Here is a 17,560-nt window from a genome sequence, read left to right as displayed (position 1 = left end):
GCGCCCTTCCACCCACTCTCGGACTTCCCCGAGAGCCGTCAGTACGTCCACTCCGTTGCCCAGCGCCCCCACCGGCTTACCGTGACGGTACGCGTCCCGTACGAAGCGCATCGCGTGCTGATCGCCGTTGAGCGGCGAGGCGTCCGTGGCATGACCGGGCAGCACCACAGCGTCGTACAGCACGGAGGCGACGGTGGCCAGCGCACGGTCGACCGAGCACGGCTCACCGTCGGCTGTCGGCACGGTGCCGTCCGTCGCAGCCAGCACGTCCACGACCGCGCCCTCGGGGGTCAGCGCCCCACGTATCGAGGCAACGTGGCGTTCGTCCACCCCGTCGGCGGCCAGCACGGCTACCCGGCGGGTGCGGATCGACCCGTCCGCGGACAGAGCCTCGATGCTGAGGGCGGGTGAGCACTGCTTGGACGCCGCTCCCGTACGGCCCTGCGGCTCGGGCACCCCGATGCCTCGCGCCACCAGGTTCGCCAACTCGACGTCCACCTGGGCGAGTTGATCGACCATCCGGGCGCGCACGTCCCGTGCACCAACCTTGCCGAGTTCGAACCGGAACGCCTGCACGATGTGCCGCTTCCCCCAGTTCGCCATGCTGTTCCAGAACAGCGACGGCTGGCTGTAGTGGTCCTGGAAACTCGCGCTGCGTTGGCGGACCTTGGCACCGTCGACGCGTTCTGCGTAGTGCGTGTAGGCCGTGCTGTCCATGCCCGCCGGGGCCGGGCAGCCTCCGCCGAGGGAGTTGGGGAAGTAACTCGTGCCGCGGTGGATCGTGCTCTGGTGGTAGCCGTCGCGCTTGTTGTTGTGCACGGGGACCACCGGGCGGTTCACCGGCAACTTGCTGAAGTTGGGACCGCCCAGCCGGATCAGCTGGGTGTCCAGATACGAGAAGTTGCGGGCCTGGAGCAGCGGGTCGTTGGTGAAGTCGATCCCGGGCACGAGGTTGGCGGTGTGGAAGGCGATCTGCTCCGTCTCCGCGAAGAAATTCTCCGGGTTGCGGTTCAGGACCATGCGGCCGATCGGCAGGACCGGGACCTGCTCCTCCGGGATGATCTTCCTGGCGTCCAGGAGGTCGAAGTCGAAGACGAACTCGTTTTCCTCCGGCACGAGTTGGACTCCCAGCTCCCATTCCGGAAACGCCCCCGCCTCGATAGCGTCCCAGAGGTCTCGCCGGTTGAAGTCCGGATCACGGCCCTGGCACTCCTGCGCCTCGTCCCACACGAGCGAGTGCACGCCGAGCCGCGGCTTCCAGTGGAACTTCACGAACGTGCCACGCCCCACGGCGTTGACGAAGCGGAAGGTGTGCACCCCGAAGCCCTGCATCATGCGATAACTGCGAGGGATCGCGCGGTCCGACATCAGCCACATGACAGCGTGCAAGGATTCCGGCTGCAGGGAGACGAAGTCCCAGAAGGTGTCGTGGGCCGAGGCTCCCGTCGGGATCTCGTTATGCGGTTCCGGTTTTACCGCGTGCACGAAGTCCGGGAACTTGACGCCGTCCTGAACGAAGAACACCGGGAAATTGTTTCCAACCAGATCATAATTCCCTTCCCTCGTACAGAACTTGGTGGCGAAGCCCCGTACATCGCGCACCGTGTCGGCGGAGCCGCGGGGTCCCTGCACGGTCGAGAACCGGACGAAGACCGGCGTGCGCACGGAGGGATCTGCAAGGAAGGCCGCATGGGTGAACTCGGCGCAGGATTCGTACGGTTCGAAGTATCCGTACGCGCCCGAGCCGCGTGCGTGGACGACCCGCTCCGGGATCCGTTCATGGTCGAAGCGGGTGAGTTTCTCCCTTGGGTGGAAGTCCTCCATCATCGTGGGCCCGCGCTCACCTACGGTCAGCGGTCGTCAGTGTGGTCAACCCGCACGGCCTGGTCCGTGGTGAGCGGCCCCGAAGCGGGGTCGGGGGCGCGGAAGGCATCAAGCTGTTCGCCCTTGTGGTCGGGGGTCGCGCTCATCGGCCCGTCTCCTGCTGCTCGAACACGTCCAGATACGCCGCGCAGAACGCCTTGAGGTCGTCCGGCTTCCGGCTAGTGACCAACTTGTTGGGCCCGTGGCCGCAAATCTTCACCTGCTCGTCAACCCAGATGCCGCCGGCGTTACGGATGTCCGTGCGCAGGCTGGGCCACGAAGTCAGCTCGCGACCGCGTACCACGTCCGCCTCGACGAGCGTCCACGGCGCGTGACAGATCGCGGCGACCGGACGCCCCTGTTCGAAGAAGTCCTTCACAAACGCGACGGCCTTGTCATTCATCCGCAGGAAATCCGGATTGGCGACCCCGCCAGGCAGCACCAGGCCGCCGAAGGACTCCGCCGACGCGTCCCCGACGACCTCGTCCACGGTGAACGTGTCGGCCTTGTCGAGATGGTGGAAAGCCTGCACCTGGCCGAGGCTGGTCGACACCAGCACCGGATCAAGCCCGGCCGCCAGAGCCGCCTGCCAGGGCTCGGTCAACTCCACTTGTTCGACGCCCTCCGGCGCTGTCAGAAACGCGATACGCATGATCCGTCAACTCTCCTTCCCGATGTCCCTCGGTCTGCGGTGGTAGCGGTGGCGCGGTCACATGGGCAATCACGGCCGACCAGGCCGATCAGTTCGCTGTCGGCCACCACCGTGCCCAGGCCGATGCCCCGGTCGCACATCACCCGGGACCCACGTCACCGACGCGGGCGTCCACGGCGGTCGGAGCGTCAGTCACGACGTCCCGCACATCCCATTGCAGCCCCCTATCCAGGCTCTGGCCCGGCGCTGTCACCGCGCTTCCCGCGCCGGGTACCCCACCGCGACCGCTTTACCGCCTGCCCTAGGCTTGAAATTAAAGGTTTCCCCTCGGTCTTCAGGGTCGGGGGGTGTCCTGTTTTTGGGGATGTTTGCCGACAGGGTGGCGGGGTGCGGGGCTGGTGGTGCGGCCTGGCGGGCGGCCGGGGCCGGGGCGGGTGGCTTTCGGCGGTCTGGCGGGGGTGCCCAGGATCCGGCGGATCCGGGGATAGCCGCGTCGGACGCGGCCGGGGGTGAGCCGATCCGGTGTGAGGGGTTTCTCCCAGGGCCGGCGCAGGTCGTCGGCGAGGGGGCGGGCGAGGCTGAGCTGGGTGTAGGCGGCGAGGATCAGCCAGACCCATCGGTCGGCCTGTTCTGGCGTGCGCAGGCGGGGGCGGGTCAGGCCGAGGGCCTGCTTGAAGAACCGGAATGTGTGTTCGATGTCGAATCTTCTGAGGAAGATCCGCCACAACCGGTCGACGTCGTGCGTGGCGGCGTCGGGGACGGAGTGCCACAGCCACAGCGGCTTGGGATCTCGATTGCCGGGCAGGTACTCGACCGCGAGGTGGACCAGGGTGCCCTCGACGTTGGGCAGGGCGCCGGGATGGTCGGCCCAACCGCCTTGGCGGCGCTCCAGCTTGGGGTGCAGGCGTCCCCAGCAGCGGGCCGTCACGGCACCGAACCGGTCGTGGCGGGTAGTGGACTCCTGGGCGGGCGCGGGGTGGGTGGCCGGGTCAGCGAGCCGGAAGGGCTCGCCGTGACGCGGTTGCCGGCCCTTGGTGGGTCCCTTGCGGCGCCCGGGTGGGTGGTGCATGACGCGGTCGGCGCGGATCCGCCCGAGCAGGCGGACCGGCTCGTCGCGCAGCAGCCACGTCAGACGCACGATGTCGTAGCCGGAATCCAGCACGAACAGCACCTCGGGGTCGCCCTCGCGCCACTGCCCGGCCTCGCGCAGACGCGCGAGCAGGTCCCGGACCTGGGTGGCGGTGACGTCAGTTAGGTCATCGTCCGGGCTGAGGCGGACTGCGTCCAGCGGCCCGGTCCATGAGGTCCGGCCCCCGCCCAGCGCGGCGGCGACCTGGTAGGGCCACCCCGGGATCGTCTGCCGCACCCCGTCGCAGCGACATGGCCGGTAGCAGTGCAGCCGGTCCGGCGAGCACTCCGCATCCGGGCGCGGCCACGGTGTCACGTCCAGCGCGATCGAGATCTGCCCGTCCGTCCCACGCGACAGCTCCAGGCTGGCCAGCGCCAACCGCAGCCGCGACACATCCAGGCGGCCCTGGGCCAGCGCGTCGTACATCGCCCCGTGCCCGCGCCGGTGCACCACCTGGAGCGACAGTTCCGGCAGCGACACCACCGGGCCGTCGGCACACAGCACCGCGTCCGTCAACTCGAACAACGCATCGGCACGGCGCGGCATTGCCGCGTACAACTCCATCCGAAAGGACGACAGTTCTGCAAGTGCCTGCCGATCAGCGGCTCCATGGACGACACTCGACACCGACGACCTCCCGGCCCGTTGTGCGACTCGACATCACACAGCGTGAAGCGGAGGTCGTCGCCATGTCCGGCAGATCCCCGTGTGAGTGAACGACTCGAACCTCAGACGATCACTGAAGGTTTAATTCCAAGCTAGGCGCTCCCACGGGAAAGCACGCCGTCGGCGCGCTCCGCACACGCAGGCGTTCTCCCTTGTCCCCGCATGAACGCGGCTCACCGGGGAATTCGGGGCATGTCCGGGCCCGATGCGAACGGAACGGCGGGGCGGGCCCGGGATCCGCGCTCGGTCTCCGTCGTGCCCGGTCGGCGAGCCGGCAAGCGGGGTCCGCACGGCAGGCTGGAGGGCTGCATTGGTGACGGACACGGAGAGGCGGCGCGATCGGAACTCCACGGCCCGGAACATACGGACCCGGACGACCGTTCTGGTCGCCCTCGCAGCCAATCTCGTGATCGCCGCGGCCAAAGCGGTCGCTGGGCTCTTCGCCGGGTCCCCCGCCCTTCTTTCGGAGGCGGCACACTCGGTCGCGGACTGCCTGAACGAGGTGTTTCTCCTCATCGCCGTACGCCGCAGCAAGCGGCCCGCCGACGATCGTCATCCGTTCGGCTATGGCAAGGAACGCTACTTCTGGGCGCTGCTGGCCGCGGTGGGTATCTTCGTCATGGGCGGCTGTTTCTCGGTGTACCAGGGCGCTCAGGCCTTGCGGTCGGACCGCCAGGAGTCGCCGGCAGGCTATACGGCGGGGCTCGCCGTGCTCGGCATCGCACTCCTGGCCGACGGGGCCTCCCTGCTCCGCGCCCTGCACCAGGCGCGCCGGCAGCGGGACGGCGCGGCCGACCCGGCGCTGCGCACGGTGATCGCGGAGGACACCACAGCAGTGACCGGCGCGATCGTCGCGGCACTCGGCATCGCGCTGCACATGGCGACCGGGCAGGTCGCCTGGGAGGCCGGCGCGTCCATGGCGATCGGACTGCTCCTGCTGTACGTGGCCTATCGGCTGGCCCGGGAGGCACGCGGCCGGCTGATCGGCGAGGCGGTCGACACGGAACTGCGCGACCGGATCGGTGACTTCCTCGGGTCCCAGAACGAGATAGACAAGGTCGCGGCGCTGCTGACCATGCGACTGGGGATGGACTCGGCGCTCGTCGCCGCCCGCGTCGATCTGGTGCCGGGGCTCGACAGCGAGGAGGTCGAACTGGTCTGTGTGCGACTCAAACGACGGATCACCACGCAGTGGCCGCAGGCCATCCACGTGTTCCTGGACATCACCGAGGCACCCGGCCCCGAGGAAGACCCGCCCTCCTAGGCTCGCAGCTTCCCTTCGAAGGGCAGGCATCCTTCCCCCGCGGCCGCGGCCGCGCCCGCGACCCCGGCGCCGGCCCCGCCCCGCCCCGCCCCGCCCCCGCCCCGCCCCGCCCCGCCCCGCCCCGCCCCGCCCCGCCCCTGGCATCCGGGAACCGTCCGGCTCCACCGTCAACCCACTCATCCGGTTTACCCCCGCCGACCGGCTGGGGGCCGGACCACAGCTCCACGACTGCCCACGCCTGGGCCGAGGAAAGGGGCAGGTCAGGTGTGCAGAAGGCTGTTACGGCCGTCGTGGCCGTCGGCGTCGGCCTCGTCGAACCAGTAGTCGCCGTGTGCGAGGTAGCGGAAGCCCAGCTGCTGGTCGACCGGCAGGGTGACGGTGACCGCGCGGCTGCCGTCGGGACGCGGCGTCAGCGGGTGGGCGCCAGGCTGCCAGTCGTTGAAGTCACCCACCACGCTGGCCTCTCTGGCCGGATGGCCTGCGGGCAGGATGAAGGTGACCTTGGTGTGCTGCTTGTGCCGGGTGCGCTCCAACATCGGGCTGATCACTCCTTGAGGGTTCGGTGAGGCGTCTTTGCCGATCATCGCGTGCGGGGCACCGGCTGCCACGTGGCGCTGGACCGACTCGGCCACGCTGTCACCCATCCGGCCCGGCCGTGTAAGGCACCGCATACCAGGTACTCGGCACCAGACATCCGCCACCGGCCCGATCCCACCGGTCGGCCCACCTAGGAGATTGGCTGACGCAGTCGCGCCCCGGGCGTGCCGAGGGAAGTGGCGGGTCGCAGCCCGGTGGCCGCACAGCCGGTACGCACCCTCCCAAGAAGACCCACCGGTCGGCCGACCGGTGAGTCCATCGGTTCCGCGAGGTGAGAGATGGTCCTTGGCGCGGTGAGCCGGCTTCCTGCTGCGGGGCTGAGTCTCTCGGCGCGGGTTGCCGGCCGATTCCTCCCGAGCGCGCGTGCTGCTGTCCGGCTGGCGACCTCCGCGGCAGAAGCGGGGGGACGTGCCACCGAACGCGGTGCGGTGGCGGTGGCGGAGAGCGCTGTGCGGGTCGGCCGGGTCGGGCTGAACGCCATGGCTCCCGGTCAGGGATACTGGCGTGCCGGCACCCGTGTGCAGCTCCCGTTGCGCCCGCGTCCGGGCGCCACGGTACATAGTATGGAGGCGGCTGCCAGGCGCGTGGCAGCCGGCCTGGCGAAGCATGCGGATGTGCTGGCCGCCTATTGGGACGGCGGGCTGGCGCGGCTGGTGATACAGACGACGCAGGACGCCGTCACCGACCGTGTGGTGGACAGGGCGACGGAACTGGCCGGCCGACAGAAGCTGGAGCGGCCGGAGGAGGATGTCCTGGAGCCCGCGCATCCGGGCCACACAGGGGGATACGTTCCGGGGCGCTCGCGCTGTTCTGCGACGCGGTCGGGATCAGCACCGCCGTCGTGGCGCGGACTGTCCGCCTGAGACAGGGGCCGCACCTGCTGACCGCCGGGGTGGCACTGCTGCGTGAGGAGCCGCGGATACGGAGCGTGCTGCGGCGCCGTCTGGGCCGTTCGGCCACGGATCTGGTTCTGGCCGCCGTCAACGCGGCCGCCAACGGAATCGGGCAGTCGCCGACCGCCCTCGCCCTGGACGCCGCATTGCGGGCGGGCCAGCAGGCCGAGGCCGTGGCCCGGGCCGCGGCGTTCGACGCCGCGCACGACACTGTCTGCGCGCCGGAACGGCTGAGCCTGGCCGGCCGCGCGGTCGCCCGCCCGCCGCTTCACCAGTACGCGGGCGAGGAGTACCGGGACCAGGCCGTCACCGGAACCCTGCTCGGCGCGGCCGGAGCCCTCCTCTTCACCCGCGATGTCCACGAGAGCGCCGAGGCGCTGCTGGCCGGGAATCCCAAAGCCGCGCGCTACGGACCAGCCGCTTTCGCCGCGACCCTGTGCACTGAGCTGGCCTGCGAGGGCGTACTCGTGCGTAACCTGGACCGGCTGAGGCAGCTGGAGCTCGTCGACACGGTGGTCCTCCATCCCGAGGCGCTGCGAAGCACCCGGCGCACGGTCCTGGACGTCCACCCCAACGTGCCCGAATGGGACCACGACCATCTGTGGCAGGCCGCGGCAGCCGCCCTGCGGTCCGGCGAGGAGCACGGGCTCGCACTGCGCCCTGTGCCCGACCAGGGAGAGTCGGACACCGGCTTGATGATCGCTTCGGGGCGGGGCCGGGACATCGGTACCGTGCTGGTCGGCTGGGAGATCGACCCACTGGTCGAAGCCGCGATGGACGCGGCCCGCCGGGCCGGTCTCCACGGGGTGGTGCGGGACGACGGATCACTCGGCGACTTCGACGCTCTCGCGGACCAACTCGTCAGCTTGGGCGTGCCGTTGCCCGACGTGGTGAAACAACTTCAGGACGAGGGCCGCGTCGTGCTCACCGTGGCGCACGTTCCCTGCGCCGGGGCCGATACGGAGGAAGAACTGGACCCGGAGAGCCGTGACGTGCTGGCGGGTCTGCTGCGCAGCGACACCAAGGGCCTGCGGGGCGGGAACATGGCCCAGTGCAACGCCGTGCTCGCCCGCTTCGCGAACAACGCGGACAAGCTCAAGCTGGTGGAGGGGATCGAGCGAAAGATCCGTTTCCCGCACAGCATCATCCAGGCCTACCTCGGCTACCGCATGCTCGACCACCTGAAGGAGAACGGCGCCGGAGAATTCACCGAGCAGGCACTCCAACCGCCTGGTCCCAGCCGTGAGTTGCTCATCGCCTTGGTGTTCCCGTCCCGGCGCCGGGCCGCACAGCATATGGACAAGGGCGGCAGCGTCCTAGCCGAGGTGAAGAAGTGGAAGGACGACCGGGTGCGGCGGGCACCCGTGGGCGGGCGCACCCTGGCCCACCGGCTCCTCGCGGCCGCGAACCGGCGACCGGACGACCCGAAGGTCCTCGATCTCTACGCGGCCGCCCTGGAGATCGAAAGTGTGGAAGACGACCCGAGACTGCTGGGCGACATCGTCTCCGCGGTGCAAGGCCGCTGGAACCGCGTCAAGGGGGATCGGCGCACTCTCGAGGACGCCAAGCTGAGACTGCTCCAGCAGATCGGCGCGGCGCTGCGGACGGTCGACAAGAAGATCGACACCTCGCCGCTGTACTGGCGCCTCTTCCAAATCGGCAAGGCGGAGCTCTCCTACTCCATCCGACTGGCCGCCGCCCAGGAGTTCGGCACCGGCGGCAACTCGGCCTTCGCCGTGATCCGCGAGCGGATCGGTCTGCACACCGACCCGTTGAGGCAGTGCGACGACGAGATCAAGAAGCTGAAGGCCGAGAAGAGGCGGCAGTGCGACGCATGGGCCCACAAGATGAGGAAGGAGAGGTCCGCTCCCAGACCCTCGCAGGCCGTGCTGGCCGAGAACATCGAGACGCTGCAACGCGAACGGGAGAAGTTCAACCGACAGTACCAGCAGCAACGGCTCGAATTATTCTGAGAGTTCGTGATGCGGGCCTGGATGCTGCCCATGCTCCTGGGCTCCGTCGACGACGCCCACCGTGGCGAGGCCCGGGAACGCCTCGACAAGTGGCTGCGCCACCTCGACCCGACATTCACTCGCGGCGCCCCCGGCCTGCCGCTCGCTCTGGAGGCCGCGCTGGCCCAGGGTTTCAAGTACGCGGCCAACCGGCGGCAACGTCATCCGGACGCGTATCCGGGTGGCCGCGCCGACCTGATCCGGCAGGCGGAGGCCGTGCTGCAGCAGTCCCGGTGCTGGTACGCGCAGCTCTGTCTCCTCCAGGCGCTGTGCCTGTGGGAGCTTCCGGACAGTGTCAGCCGCTACGACGACCGCGACGGTTCGCGCGAGCCGCCCCGGGCGATCGGGAGGACGACCGCCGTCCAGACCGTGGAGCGCTGGCTGTCGATGGCGGGCACGGTCAACAGAGTGCCCAGCCCGCCCGGCGTGAACGGCGACTCGCCCAGGCGGCAGCTGCATCCGTTCGTCGCTGAAGCGGGCGATCTGGTGGCCCTCGCTCTCGAGACCGGACAGCCCGAGCGCTTCCTCTGGGTCGATGAGAAGGGCGTCACCGACAACATCGGCTTCCGCACCGGCAACTCCGGGGCGTACCGCAAGCACAATCTGTGGATCCCGCCCTCGGTCGGCTGGAGCACCCTCGACGGACGCGCCCAACGCCTCGTCGCCGACGTGCTGGTCATGCTGAACCTCATCGAACGCGACGGGCTCCCGGAAGGCGTTGAGGAGCGCCCGACCCGGGCCGAGCAGCCCGGCATGCAGCTCCCGCCGTGCATCCGTACCAACAGGGAGCCGCTGCGGCCCGACATGCCGGCCGGAACCGCGGCCCCACCCACGCCGGGCTCGGCCTGTCTGCCCGACTGCACGTTTCAGCTCTGCCCGTACCCGCCCCGCGGCAGCCTCCCCAGGAGCGAGATCCGCGAGCCGTTCTGCCGCCAGCAGCAGGCCCTGCTGCCTGGACCGTGGAGGCGGCATCTGCCCAGGGGCCTGCGCAGGAAGACACCGCAGTGGGTCGGCATGCGCGTCCGGGAACTGGACCGGTTTTGGGACGTGATGGCCGGGCGGACCCGGAACTAGTAGGACTCCGTTAGGTCTTCCTGTCGGGCCTGTCCAGGAGCATGTTGGATTGGGTGGACACCTATGAAGTGAAGTGAGTTCGGGCGAAGTTGGCGCTGTTCATCGCCGATGTGTTCGCCTCCGTGCCGCGCAAGGATCAGCGGGCCCAGGTCGCCGTGATACACAAGATCGCTGTCGCGATCTGGCACATCCTCCGCAACAAGACCACCTACCAGGACCTCGGAGCCGACTACTTCACCCGCCGCGACCCCGAACGCGCCATGCGGCGCATGGCCAAGGAAGCCAACCGCCTCGGACTCACCGTCCGGTTCGACCCCATCCCAACGGCCTGACCCGCACGCACTCTATTTTTCGTGTCAGAGTCAAGTTAGGATCCGCGAGTCGATGCCCAATGTCGGCTGAGGATGCGCACTGAATGCGCAAATCCGGGGATCAGTGCGCATTCGTTACGGTCCGTAGCCTGCCGTTGCTGATCTCTTGTGATCTTTCAGAGAAGGGCATGCAGGGGGCCCGTACCGTCCAAGCATAACGACGCGAAGCACAGGCAGCGTGCCTCGTACGCGTAAGATTCCCGCAGCGTCGATCCGGTACGAGGACACGTTGGTACGTGAGGTGCCGGTCCGGCAGCTTCGGTTGGCAGACTTCACGGAGTCGAAGCCGTGGCGGAATGTCCTTACGGGGCGAGGCTGTCCAGGCGGGCGCGGACGGCTTCGGCGTCGCGGTGTTGAAGCCGGTCGAGGATGGCGAGGCTCTCGGTCCAGGACCGGCGGGCGGCCTCAGTGTCACCGAGGGCGAGGTGGGTGTCGCCGAGGTGGGTGTGGATCTCGGCCTGGAGGAAGTAGTCGCCGATCACCTGACGCAGCCTCAGGGACTCGCGGTAGGCGGGCAGCGCCTCCTCGTACTCGCCGAGGTGGTGGTGGATGTAACCGATGCTGTCGAGGATGGAGGACTGGGCGGGGAGGTTGCCGTCGGCGCGGGAGAGCTCGAGCGCGCGCCGACAGTACGGAAGTGCCGCCCGGGGCTCTCCGAGGAAGGTCAGGTACCAGCCGATGCTGTTGAGCGAGAGGGCCTGGCCGGACGGGTCCTCGACGGCCTCGAACAGCTCCAGCGCCCGTTCGGACTCGGCCACCGCTTCGGCGTAGGCGCGTTCCTCGCCGTGGGTGATGGCGATGTCGAGCCGGGTCCTGCCCTGGCGTTCCCGGTCGCCGAGGGCGACGAACAGGCCAAGGGCGAGCCGCAGTTCGACATGGGCCTGGGCCAGCCGGCCATGGGAGCGGTGCACCTGGCCGAGCCAGCGGTGCGCGTGGGCCTGCCGGGCGAGGTCCGCGGTGCGTTCGGCTGCGGCCAGAGCGGTTTCGCCGGCGCGCTGCCACTGCTGCCACAGGCCCGATTTGAGCAGGTAGGACACCTGCGCGCCGGCGAGCTGCCAGGCATGTCCGTCGAACTGCAACTGGTGGGCCCGGGCGACGAGTTGCTCCAGCGTCGGCTGCTCCTCCCGGTACCAGTCCAGCGCCTGCCGGCGGTCGGCCAGGGCCTCGGGAGTCACCCCGGCGGCCGGTTCGGCGAGGTCGAGCGGGGGCCAGGAGCTGTCGTGGGCATAGGCGAGGGAGCCGGCGCGGTAGGCGGTGTGGAGGTAGTGGTCCAGCATCCGCAGCGTCGCCTCGGCCTGCTGCTGCGGGGAGTCGTGGGTGGCCGACTGCTCGGTGGCGTAGGCACGCAGCAGGTCGTGGAAGGTGTACCGTTTCCGGTCCGGCGCGGTGATCAGATGGGCCCGGTGGAGATCGTCCAGGAGGCGGCGGGTCTGCGGGAGCTGCAGTCCGGCGAGGCTCGCGGCGGCGGCCGCGCTGATGTCCGGGCCCGGGTGCAGACCGAGCAGGCGGAACAGCCGGGCGGCCTGCGGGGCCAGGGCGCGGTAGGACCAGGAGAACACCGCCCGGACGTCCGCGTGGTCGTCGCCCGCCGACAGCAGGTCCAGACGGGCGCGGGTGTCGCGCAGTTCACCGGCCCAGACGCCCAGCGGGGTGCCGGGATGGTCGGCCGCGTGCGCGGCGGCGATATTGAGGGCCAGTGGCAGCCGGGCGCATAACTCGATCAGCTCGTCGGTCGCGTCCGGGTCTCCCAGGACCTGCTCGGCGCCCAGTCGGCGGACCAGCAGTTCGCGTGCCTCCTCGCGGGAGAGCACGTCGAGCGGGAGCGGGACGGCGCCGTCCAGGGCGACCAGCCCGGGCAGCCGGTTCCTGCTGGTGACCAGCACCAGGCAGGTGTCCGAGCCGGGCAGCAGTGGGCGGACCTGCTCCGCCTCGCAGGCGTTGTCGAGCACGATCAGGGTCCGGGTGCCGGCCAGCCGGCTGCGGTAGAGCGCGAGTTGGAGCTCCGGGTCGGCCGGGATGCGGACGGCCGGCACCCCCAGCGCGTCCAGGAAGCCTCGCGCCACCCCGGCGGCGTCCGCCGGGGGCCCGCCCGGATCGAAGCCGCGCAGGTTCGCGAAGAGCTGCCCGTCGGGGAAGTGGCGGGCCACCCGGTGGGCGAAGTGCACGGCCAAGGACGTCTTCCCCACCCCGGCGGTCCCGGCGATCGCCGAGATCACAACCGCGCCACAGCTGGGCAGTTGACCGGCCATCAGCGCGTCGAGCTCCTTGAGCTCCCGGGTGCGCCCGGTGAAGTGCCTTACGGCGGCGGGCAACTGCTGCGGCACGGTCACCCCAGGGGGCGCCGCCGACCCGGTGCCCGACTGGTCGTTGTCGGGGACGGCGTCGACCTGCGGGGCCGTGTCCCGTGCCGCCCGCAGCCACCGGGTACGGGTACCGGCATCGACGCCGAGGGCGTCGGCGAGTTGGACCACGGAGGACATCCGGGGACGGCGCCGCCCCGCCTCCAGCGCGCTGATGGAACGTGCCGACACCCCCGAGCGCTCCGCGAGCTCGTCCTGGCTCCACCCCAGACACAGACGCCGCTCCCGAAGTAGTGCGGCAAAAACCACAGACCCCACCCAGTCCCCCAGTCCCCCATCGTGCCACCCGTCGCCCCGCTGGTCGGGCGCAGAGCGCACATGAGCCTACTCGGGGCCGACAGGAGTGTCAGGTCAATGACAGGTGAACGTCGTGGCCGAGCGGCACAGCCGACGGCGAGGATAGGCAGCGAGCCGACTGACCTGCACGAACGTAGGCATCGCAGTCCGGTTCACTGCTCCACGAGCCAGCAGCACGTCGTCATCTCTGTCACTACGGAGGATCACGTGAACACTCTCAAGGACGCTTCGCGCCGGGCCAGGATCGCGACCCGCGGGGCGGTGGTCGCCGCGGCCCTCGCGGCGCTGGGCACGGTCGGCGCGACCAGCGCCTCGGCCGCCACGCCCACCGCGTCCACCCACTCCGGGGCCGTCCTGGTCAAGGAGGTCCGGACCGCGGACGGGGTGCTCCAGCTCTTCAAGGAGTCCGGGGTCGTGCGGCCCGACACCGCGGGCGGCTGCAACGGCAACGTCTGCTTCACCGTCAACGGGAGCCACACGTATGTCAGCACGATGTACAACGCCACCTACTACGGCTCGTCCGGCTCGGCCGACATGCAGATCAAGAACCCGTACGGGGGCGTGGTGAAGGACACCGGGACGTTCTGGGCGACCGGGGGCAACACCTACGTCCTGACCTACGCGCCGTACGCCAACGTCAGCGCCGGCTCGTGGTGCGGCTACAGCAACCAGAACGGCGGCTGGTACACGGGCGAGTGCGTCAGCGTGCTCAACTGATCCGAATGGGCGGCTAGTTCCGCGTTCCGCATGCGTGTGGCCCCGGGGCGCCCCGGGGCCACACGCACCTGCGCACCCGGCGGAACGGCGGTGTCAGTACCGGGCGGAGAGCCCGCTGTCCGCGCCCAATGGTCATGGTGGGTGGTTGGGGCTGTGAGCTGCGGTGCTCAGGTAGGTGGTTCGGGCTGCGGGGGTGAGGCGGGCGTTGGGCGGGGTTCGGGTGGGTGGGTGGTTGGGGGCCTCCCCCTGAGTGGTGGACACGCTGATACTGGATCTGCTTGATCCGGAGGAACCCGGGTTCGACAGAAGTGGAGGCGCCCTGGTCCACGAAAATTCCCGCTGACCTGCACGAATGCGATGTTGATCTAGATGGGGGCGTGTCACTAGTGTGCTGCTGCTCAGCGCCTCGTCTCGTACCTGGTCAGGACCACGCCGCCGGGAAACCTCCGCGTCTCCACCAGGTTCAGGTTCACCCAGCTGTCCAGCGCGGTGAAGAACGGCGTGCCGCCGCCCACCAGGACCGGATAGGCGGCGATCACGTACTCGTCGATCAGCCCGGCGCGCATGGCCGCCCCGGCGAGCGTTGCGCCGCCGATGTTCATCGGGCCGCCGTCCTCGGCCTTGAGCCGGGTGATCTCGGCGATCGCGTCGCCGGTGACCAGGCGGGTGTTCCAGTCGACCTTGTCGATCGTCGAGGAGAACACCGCCTTCGGCGTGTCCCGCCAGTTCCGCGCGAACTCGATCTCCGCCGGGGTGGCGCCCGGCTGCTGGTCGCCGGTCGGCCAGTAGGAGCTCATCGTCTCCCACAGCTTGCGCCCATACAGTGACAGGCCACTCGCCTGCTCGTGGTCGAGCCACCACTGGAACAGCTCGTCGCTCGGCGGTCCGCTCCAGCCGATGTCGTCGCCGGCCGCGGCGATGTAGCCGTCCAGGGTCAGGTTCATGCCGTAGATCAGTTTCCGCATGGCCCAGCCTTCCGTCCGTGGGCGTCCGGCGTATAGACCAGCGCGGCGCGGGAAACTCATCGGTGCGCGATCCGGGCTCGCCGGTAGCCCTCGTGCTCGGGGCTCAGCGTGGTGTACTCGGCCGACTCGGACAAGCCGCCTGATCTCGACCTCGCCCTCGCGAGGAAATGCCACGGATTTGAGACTGATCATGGGTGACAAGGCCGTGAGACAGCCAAGAACGCCAAGGTCACGCGAGATCGACATGTCGCGAGCGGCGAGACCCTACACCAGTTGTGGGATCTCAGATCCCGTGGCCGAATCTCAGGGGAAATGGACAGTCCGTGGCCGAACGGCCTCGGATCTGAGACTGCCTGGTCAGCCTGTTCACTCTTTGGAGTGGGTGAGACGTGGCTGAGACCTCTTTTGGACATTCTCCTGGCAGGAGGGTCGGTCGGCATCCGGCCCGCCCTGGGGACGCAATGGACAGCGCCGAGATCACTCTCAGTATTCGCCGTGGGGATGGTGCCGTCGACGAGATCCGGGACCGGTCGTCAGCGTCGATTGATCTGATGCGCGGCCGCCCCGTGGCGGACGTTTCGCTGGTACAGGGGACAGGCGCACTACTCGGGAACGTACTGGTCAGTGACGACGCAGAGGCCCACATGGTCGGCAGCCGCAGCATCCGGCAGGCGATCCAGCCCGCCTGCGGGACGCGTACGACCGTGCGGGTGCTCGATACGCTCCTGCGAAACGTCCCGACTCCGGGGCCCGGGCCGTCACCCGTTGCGCTTGGCCGAGTCCGCCTCGGGAGGAATCCCGTGCTGGTGGGCATACACAATGGCCTGCGGGCGGTCGCGGCTGCCGGTCTTGGCGAAGATCTGATGGATGTGCGTCTTCACCGTGGCGCGGCTCAAATACAGTCTGGCGGCGATCTCCGCGTTGGACAGGCCCTGCGCGATCAGGCCCAGTACCTGGGCTTCGCGTTCATGAGGCCGTCGGGGAGGGCGGTGTTCTTCGAGGTGTGGCCCGGGTCGTTTCGGCGGCTCGCACGGATCAGACGGGCTGCGGCGATCGGGTCGAGCATGGCGTGGCCACCGACGGCGGCCTCGATAGCGCGGTGGATGTCCGCGGCGGAGGCGTTCTTGGTGAGGTAGCCGGTGGCGCCGGCTTCGAGTGCGGCGAGGATGGAGTCGTCGTCGGTGTAGGTGGTGAGTACCACGACGGCCGTGGCCGGACGTTCGGCCTTGAGCCGGCGTGTTGCCTCGACGCCGTCCATGCCGGGCATGTGAAGGTCCATCAAGACCACGTCGGCTTCGTGCAGGGCGGCGAGATCGACGGCGTGCGTGCCGTCCGCGGCCAGCCCGGCGACGTGCACTGCGTCGACGGCACCGAGGATGGTGGCCAGGCCCTCGCGGACGACCCGGTGGTCATCGGCGATGATCACAGAGATCGGTGTAGGGCTCATCGGTCGCTCCCGTCGCTCACGTTGCTGTGATTGCGCAGGTCGTCCCGTTGGTAGGGGATGCGTGCGGCGACCCGCCAACCCCCGTCGGGCGTGGGACCGGCCTGGAGATCACCGCCTGCCTGCTGGATGCGTTCCCTCATGCCCTGGAGCCCGAACCCCCCTCCGCTCATGCGCAGCGCCGAGGGTGTGTCCGGGCCCAGGGCGGAGCTGGTGTTGGCGACCTGCACGGTCACGTCCCTGGCACCGAAGCCGACGCGCACGCTCACGCGCGCCCCGGGGGCATGCCTGGCGGCGTTGGTCAGTGCTTCCTGGGCCAGGCGGTAGAGCGCGAGCGTGGCCTCGGCATCGAGCTCCTGTGGGCTTCCGTCCAACTTCAGCTCTGCCTGATGGAGTTCGCAGAGCCGTTGGAGCTGAGCGGCCAGCGGTGCCTTCTCCCCGCGCAGTGCGCGCACGGCGTGGCGTGCCTCGTCCAGGCCCGTACCGACCAGCTCGTGGCCGAGCTCGATCTGCGTGATGAGCTTGTCGCGCGGCGCGTTGGTACGGGCGAGGGTGTCGATCGCGGTGAGCTGGATCGACAGGGCGCCGAGGGTGTGGGCGAGGACGTCGTGCAGCTCGCGGCCGAGACGGTTGCGTTCACCGGCGAGTTCCGCCTCGGCCCGGGCGAGCTCGGTACGTCGGCGTTCGGTCGCGACCAGGGTGCTGTGCCGGGCACGCTGGTCGATCTCGCGTCGGCTCGCACCGGCTACCAGTCCGGCGAGAGCCACAGCGGCGGTGGCCAGCAGGCGGCCAGGGAAGGCCCCCTGGGGGATCGCGGCAAGACAGTAGGCGACGGGACCGGCAGCGGACAGCACGAGGGCGGCGACGGGATCGAATGCGACGGCGGCTGTGCTCGCCGCGACGCCGGTGAAGATCAGCCCGTTGGTGTCGGTGGCAGCGATCACCGCTCCGGCCGCGCACATCATTGTGACGACTGCGGCCACGCGCGGGCCTCGGGTGCCGAGGATCAGGAGGATCCAGGACAGCGCGGCGACGGCCAGGGCGAGGGGCGCCACGATCCCCGGGTCGGCGGGAAGCGCCGCCACGTTGATCCAGATCGACACGCCCAGTCCCGCGAGCATGGCCGCGGCGCGTGCCCGCGGCTCGGGGATTATGCCGCTCAGCCCGATCCCGGGATGCTCCGCGGCAGGGCTGAATCTGCCGACGATGTTCATCGGTACGAAGTATTCCAGGATGGTGTGCCTGAAGAGCACGCC

At 69.6% G+C, this 17,560-nt stretch carries 14 protein-coding genes and 1 pseudogene; 6 read left to right on the top strand and 9 right to left on the bottom strand.

Annotated elements, in window-relative coordinates; translation table 11 throughout:
- Positions 1–30: 30 nt before the first annotated feature.
- From AB5L52_RS37195 to AB5L52_RS37185, 3 genes and pseudogenes are all read right to left on the bottom strand, one after another.
- Positions 31–1,970: pseudogene (locus AB5L52_RS37195) on the bottom strand (catalase); the annotation flags it as partial.
- Positions 1,967–2,515 carry a type 1 glutamine amidotransferase domain-containing protein gene (locus AB5L52_RS37190; protein WP_369367843.1) on the bottom strand — a complete coding sequence of 183 codons (549 nt, stop codon included), beginning with the start codon at positions 2,513–2,515 and terminating at the stop codon, positions 1,967–1,969. The pseudogene AB5L52_RS37195 and the gene AB5L52_RS37190, both read right to left, overlap by 4 nt.
- Positions 2,516–2,849: 334 nt before the next feature.
- Positions 2,850–4,190, bottom strand: a complete 1,341-nt coding sequence (locus AB5L52_RS37185) for an NF041680 family putative transposase (RefSeq protein ID WP_369364252.1) — start codon at positions 4,188–4,190, stop codon at positions 2,850–2,852.
- A 433-nt stretch (positions 4,191–4,623) separates the two neighbouring features.
- On the opposite strand from AB5L52_RS37185, the gene AB5L52_RS37180 reads away from it, so the two are divergent.
- A complete protein-coding gene (locus tag AB5L52_RS37180) occupies positions 4,624–5,574 on the top strand; it encodes a cation diffusion facilitator family transporter (protein WP_369367842.1) in 951 nt (316 codons plus the stop codon).
- A gap of 260 nt (positions 5,575–5,834) precedes the next feature.
- Here the strand turns inward: AB5L52_RS37180 and AB5L52_RS37175 are convergent, their stop codons facing one another.
- Complete coding sequence (locus tag AB5L52_RS37175) at positions 5,835–6,110, bottom strand: isoamylase early set domain-containing protein (protein ID WP_351580084.1); 276 nt, start codon at positions 6,108–6,110, stop codon at positions 5,835–5,837.
- Between the two features lie 624 nt (positions 6,111–6,734).
- Between AB5L52_RS37175 and AB5L52_RS37170 the strand changes: the two genes are divergently transcribed.
- From AB5L52_RS37170 to AB5L52_RS37155, 4 genes are all read left to right on the top strand, one after another.
- Complete coding sequence (locus tag AB5L52_RS37170; RefSeq protein WP_369367841.1) at positions 6,735–7,034, top strand: hypothetical protein; 300 nt, start codon at positions 6,735–6,737, stop codon at positions 7,032–7,034.
- The gene (locus tag AB5L52_RS37165) at positions 7,013–9,037 is read left to right on the top strand and encodes a hypothetical protein (protein WP_351580089.1); all 2,025 of its coding nucleotides are present in this window, start codon (positions 7,013–7,015) and stop codon (positions 9,035–9,037) included. Before AB5L52_RS37170 ends, AB5L52_RS37165 begins: the two co-directional genes overlap by 22 nt.
- A gap of 6 nt (positions 9,038–9,043) precedes the next feature.
- The gene (locus AB5L52_RS37160; RefSeq protein ID WP_369367840.1) at positions 9,044–10,150 is read left to right on the top strand and encodes a hypothetical protein; all 1,107 of its coding nucleotides are present in this window, start codon (positions 9,044–9,046) and stop codon (positions 10,148–10,150) included.
- An 89-nt stretch (positions 10,151–10,239) separates the two neighbouring features.
- Positions 10,240–10,482: a hypothetical protein gene (locus AB5L52_RS37155; protein WP_369367839.1), complete on the top strand. Its 243-nt coding sequence runs from the start codon at positions 10,240–10,242 to the stop codon at positions 10,480–10,482.
- Positions 10,483–10,823: 341 nt separating this feature from the next.
- Here AB5L52_RS37155 and AB5L52_RS37150 read toward each other — a convergent pair whose 3' ends face one another.
- Positions 10,824–13,130, bottom strand: coding sequence for a tetratricopeptide repeat protein (locus tag AB5L52_RS37150; RefSeq protein ID WP_369367838.1), 2,307 nt, complete (start codon positions 13,128–13,130; stop codon positions 10,824–10,826).
- A gap of 255 nt (positions 13,131–13,385) precedes the next feature.
- On the opposite strand from AB5L52_RS37150, the gene AB5L52_RS37145 reads away from it, so the two are divergent.
- Complete coding sequence (locus AB5L52_RS37145; RefSeq protein ID WP_351580689.1) at positions 13,386–13,895, top strand: hypothetical protein; 510 nt, start codon at positions 13,386–13,388, stop codon at positions 13,893–13,895.
- 398 nt (positions 13,896–14,293) lie between these two features.
- Here the strand turns inward: AB5L52_RS37145 and AB5L52_RS37140 are convergent, their stop codons facing one another.
- The 4 genes from AB5L52_RS37140 to AB5L52_RS37125 form a co-directional block, all read right to left on the bottom strand.
- Positions 14,294–14,860, bottom strand: a complete 567-nt coding sequence (locus tag AB5L52_RS37140; protein WP_369367837.1) for a dihydrofolate reductase family protein — start codon at positions 14,858–14,860, stop codon at positions 14,294–14,296.
- Positions 14,861–15,618: 758 nt separating this feature from the next.
- Positions 15,619–15,774 carry a response regulator transcription factor gene (locus tag AB5L52_RS37135; protein WP_369369030.1) on the bottom strand — a complete coding sequence of 52 codons (156 nt, stop codon included), beginning with the start codon at positions 15,772–15,774 and terminating at the stop codon, positions 15,619–15,621.
- Between the two features lie 26 nt (positions 15,775–15,800).
- Positions 15,801–16,307, bottom strand: coding sequence for a response regulator transcription factor (locus AB5L52_RS37130; RefSeq protein WP_369367836.1), 507 nt, complete (start codon positions 16,305–16,307; stop codon positions 15,801–15,803).
- Positions 16,304–17,557 carry a sensor histidine kinase gene (locus AB5L52_RS37125; RefSeq protein WP_369367835.1) on the bottom strand — a complete coding sequence of 418 codons (1,254 nt, stop codon included), beginning with the start codon at positions 17,555–17,557 and terminating at the stop codon, positions 16,304–16,306. The genes AB5L52_RS37130 and AB5L52_RS37125 overlap by 4 nt, the downstream gene beginning before the upstream one ends.
- Positions 17,558–17,560 lie beyond the last annotated feature (3 nt).

The sequence above is a fragment of the Streptomyces sp. CG4 genome (genome assembly GCF_041080655.1).
Lineage (GTDB): Bacteria > Actinomycetota > Actinomycetes > Streptomycetales > Streptomycetaceae > Streptomyces.
The sequence above is the reverse complement of the archived record's forward strand: the minus strand, read 5'-3'. Positions and strand labels throughout refer to the sequence as shown.

Excerpts from the sequence above, each read along its gene's own strand:
- AB5L52_RS37140 (WP_369367837.1), bottom strand. The coding sequence starts at position 14,860 with ATGCGGAAACTGATCTACGGCATGAACCTGACCCTGGACGGCTACATC.
- AB5L52_RS37130 (WP_369367836.1), bottom strand. The coding sequence starts at position 16,307 with ATGAGCCCTACACCGATCTCTGTGATCATCGCCGATGACCACCGGGTC.
- AB5L52_RS37175 (WP_351580084.1), bottom strand. The coding sequence starts at position 6,110 with ATGTTGGAGCGCACCCGGCACAAGCAGCACACCAAGGTCACCTTCATC.
- AB5L52_RS37170 (WP_369367841.1), top strand. The coding sequence starts at position 6,735 with ATGGAGGCGGCTGCCAGGCGCGTGGCAGCCGGCCTGGCGAAGCATGCG.
- AB5L52_RS37190 (WP_369367843.1), bottom strand. The coding sequence starts at position 2,515 with ATGCGTATCGCGTTTCTGACAGCGCCGGAGGGCGTCGAACAAGTGGAG.
- AB5L52_RS37185 (WP_369364252.1), bottom strand. The coding sequence starts at position 4,190 with ATGCCGCGCCGTGCCGATGCGTTGTTCGAGTTGACGGACGCGGTGCTG.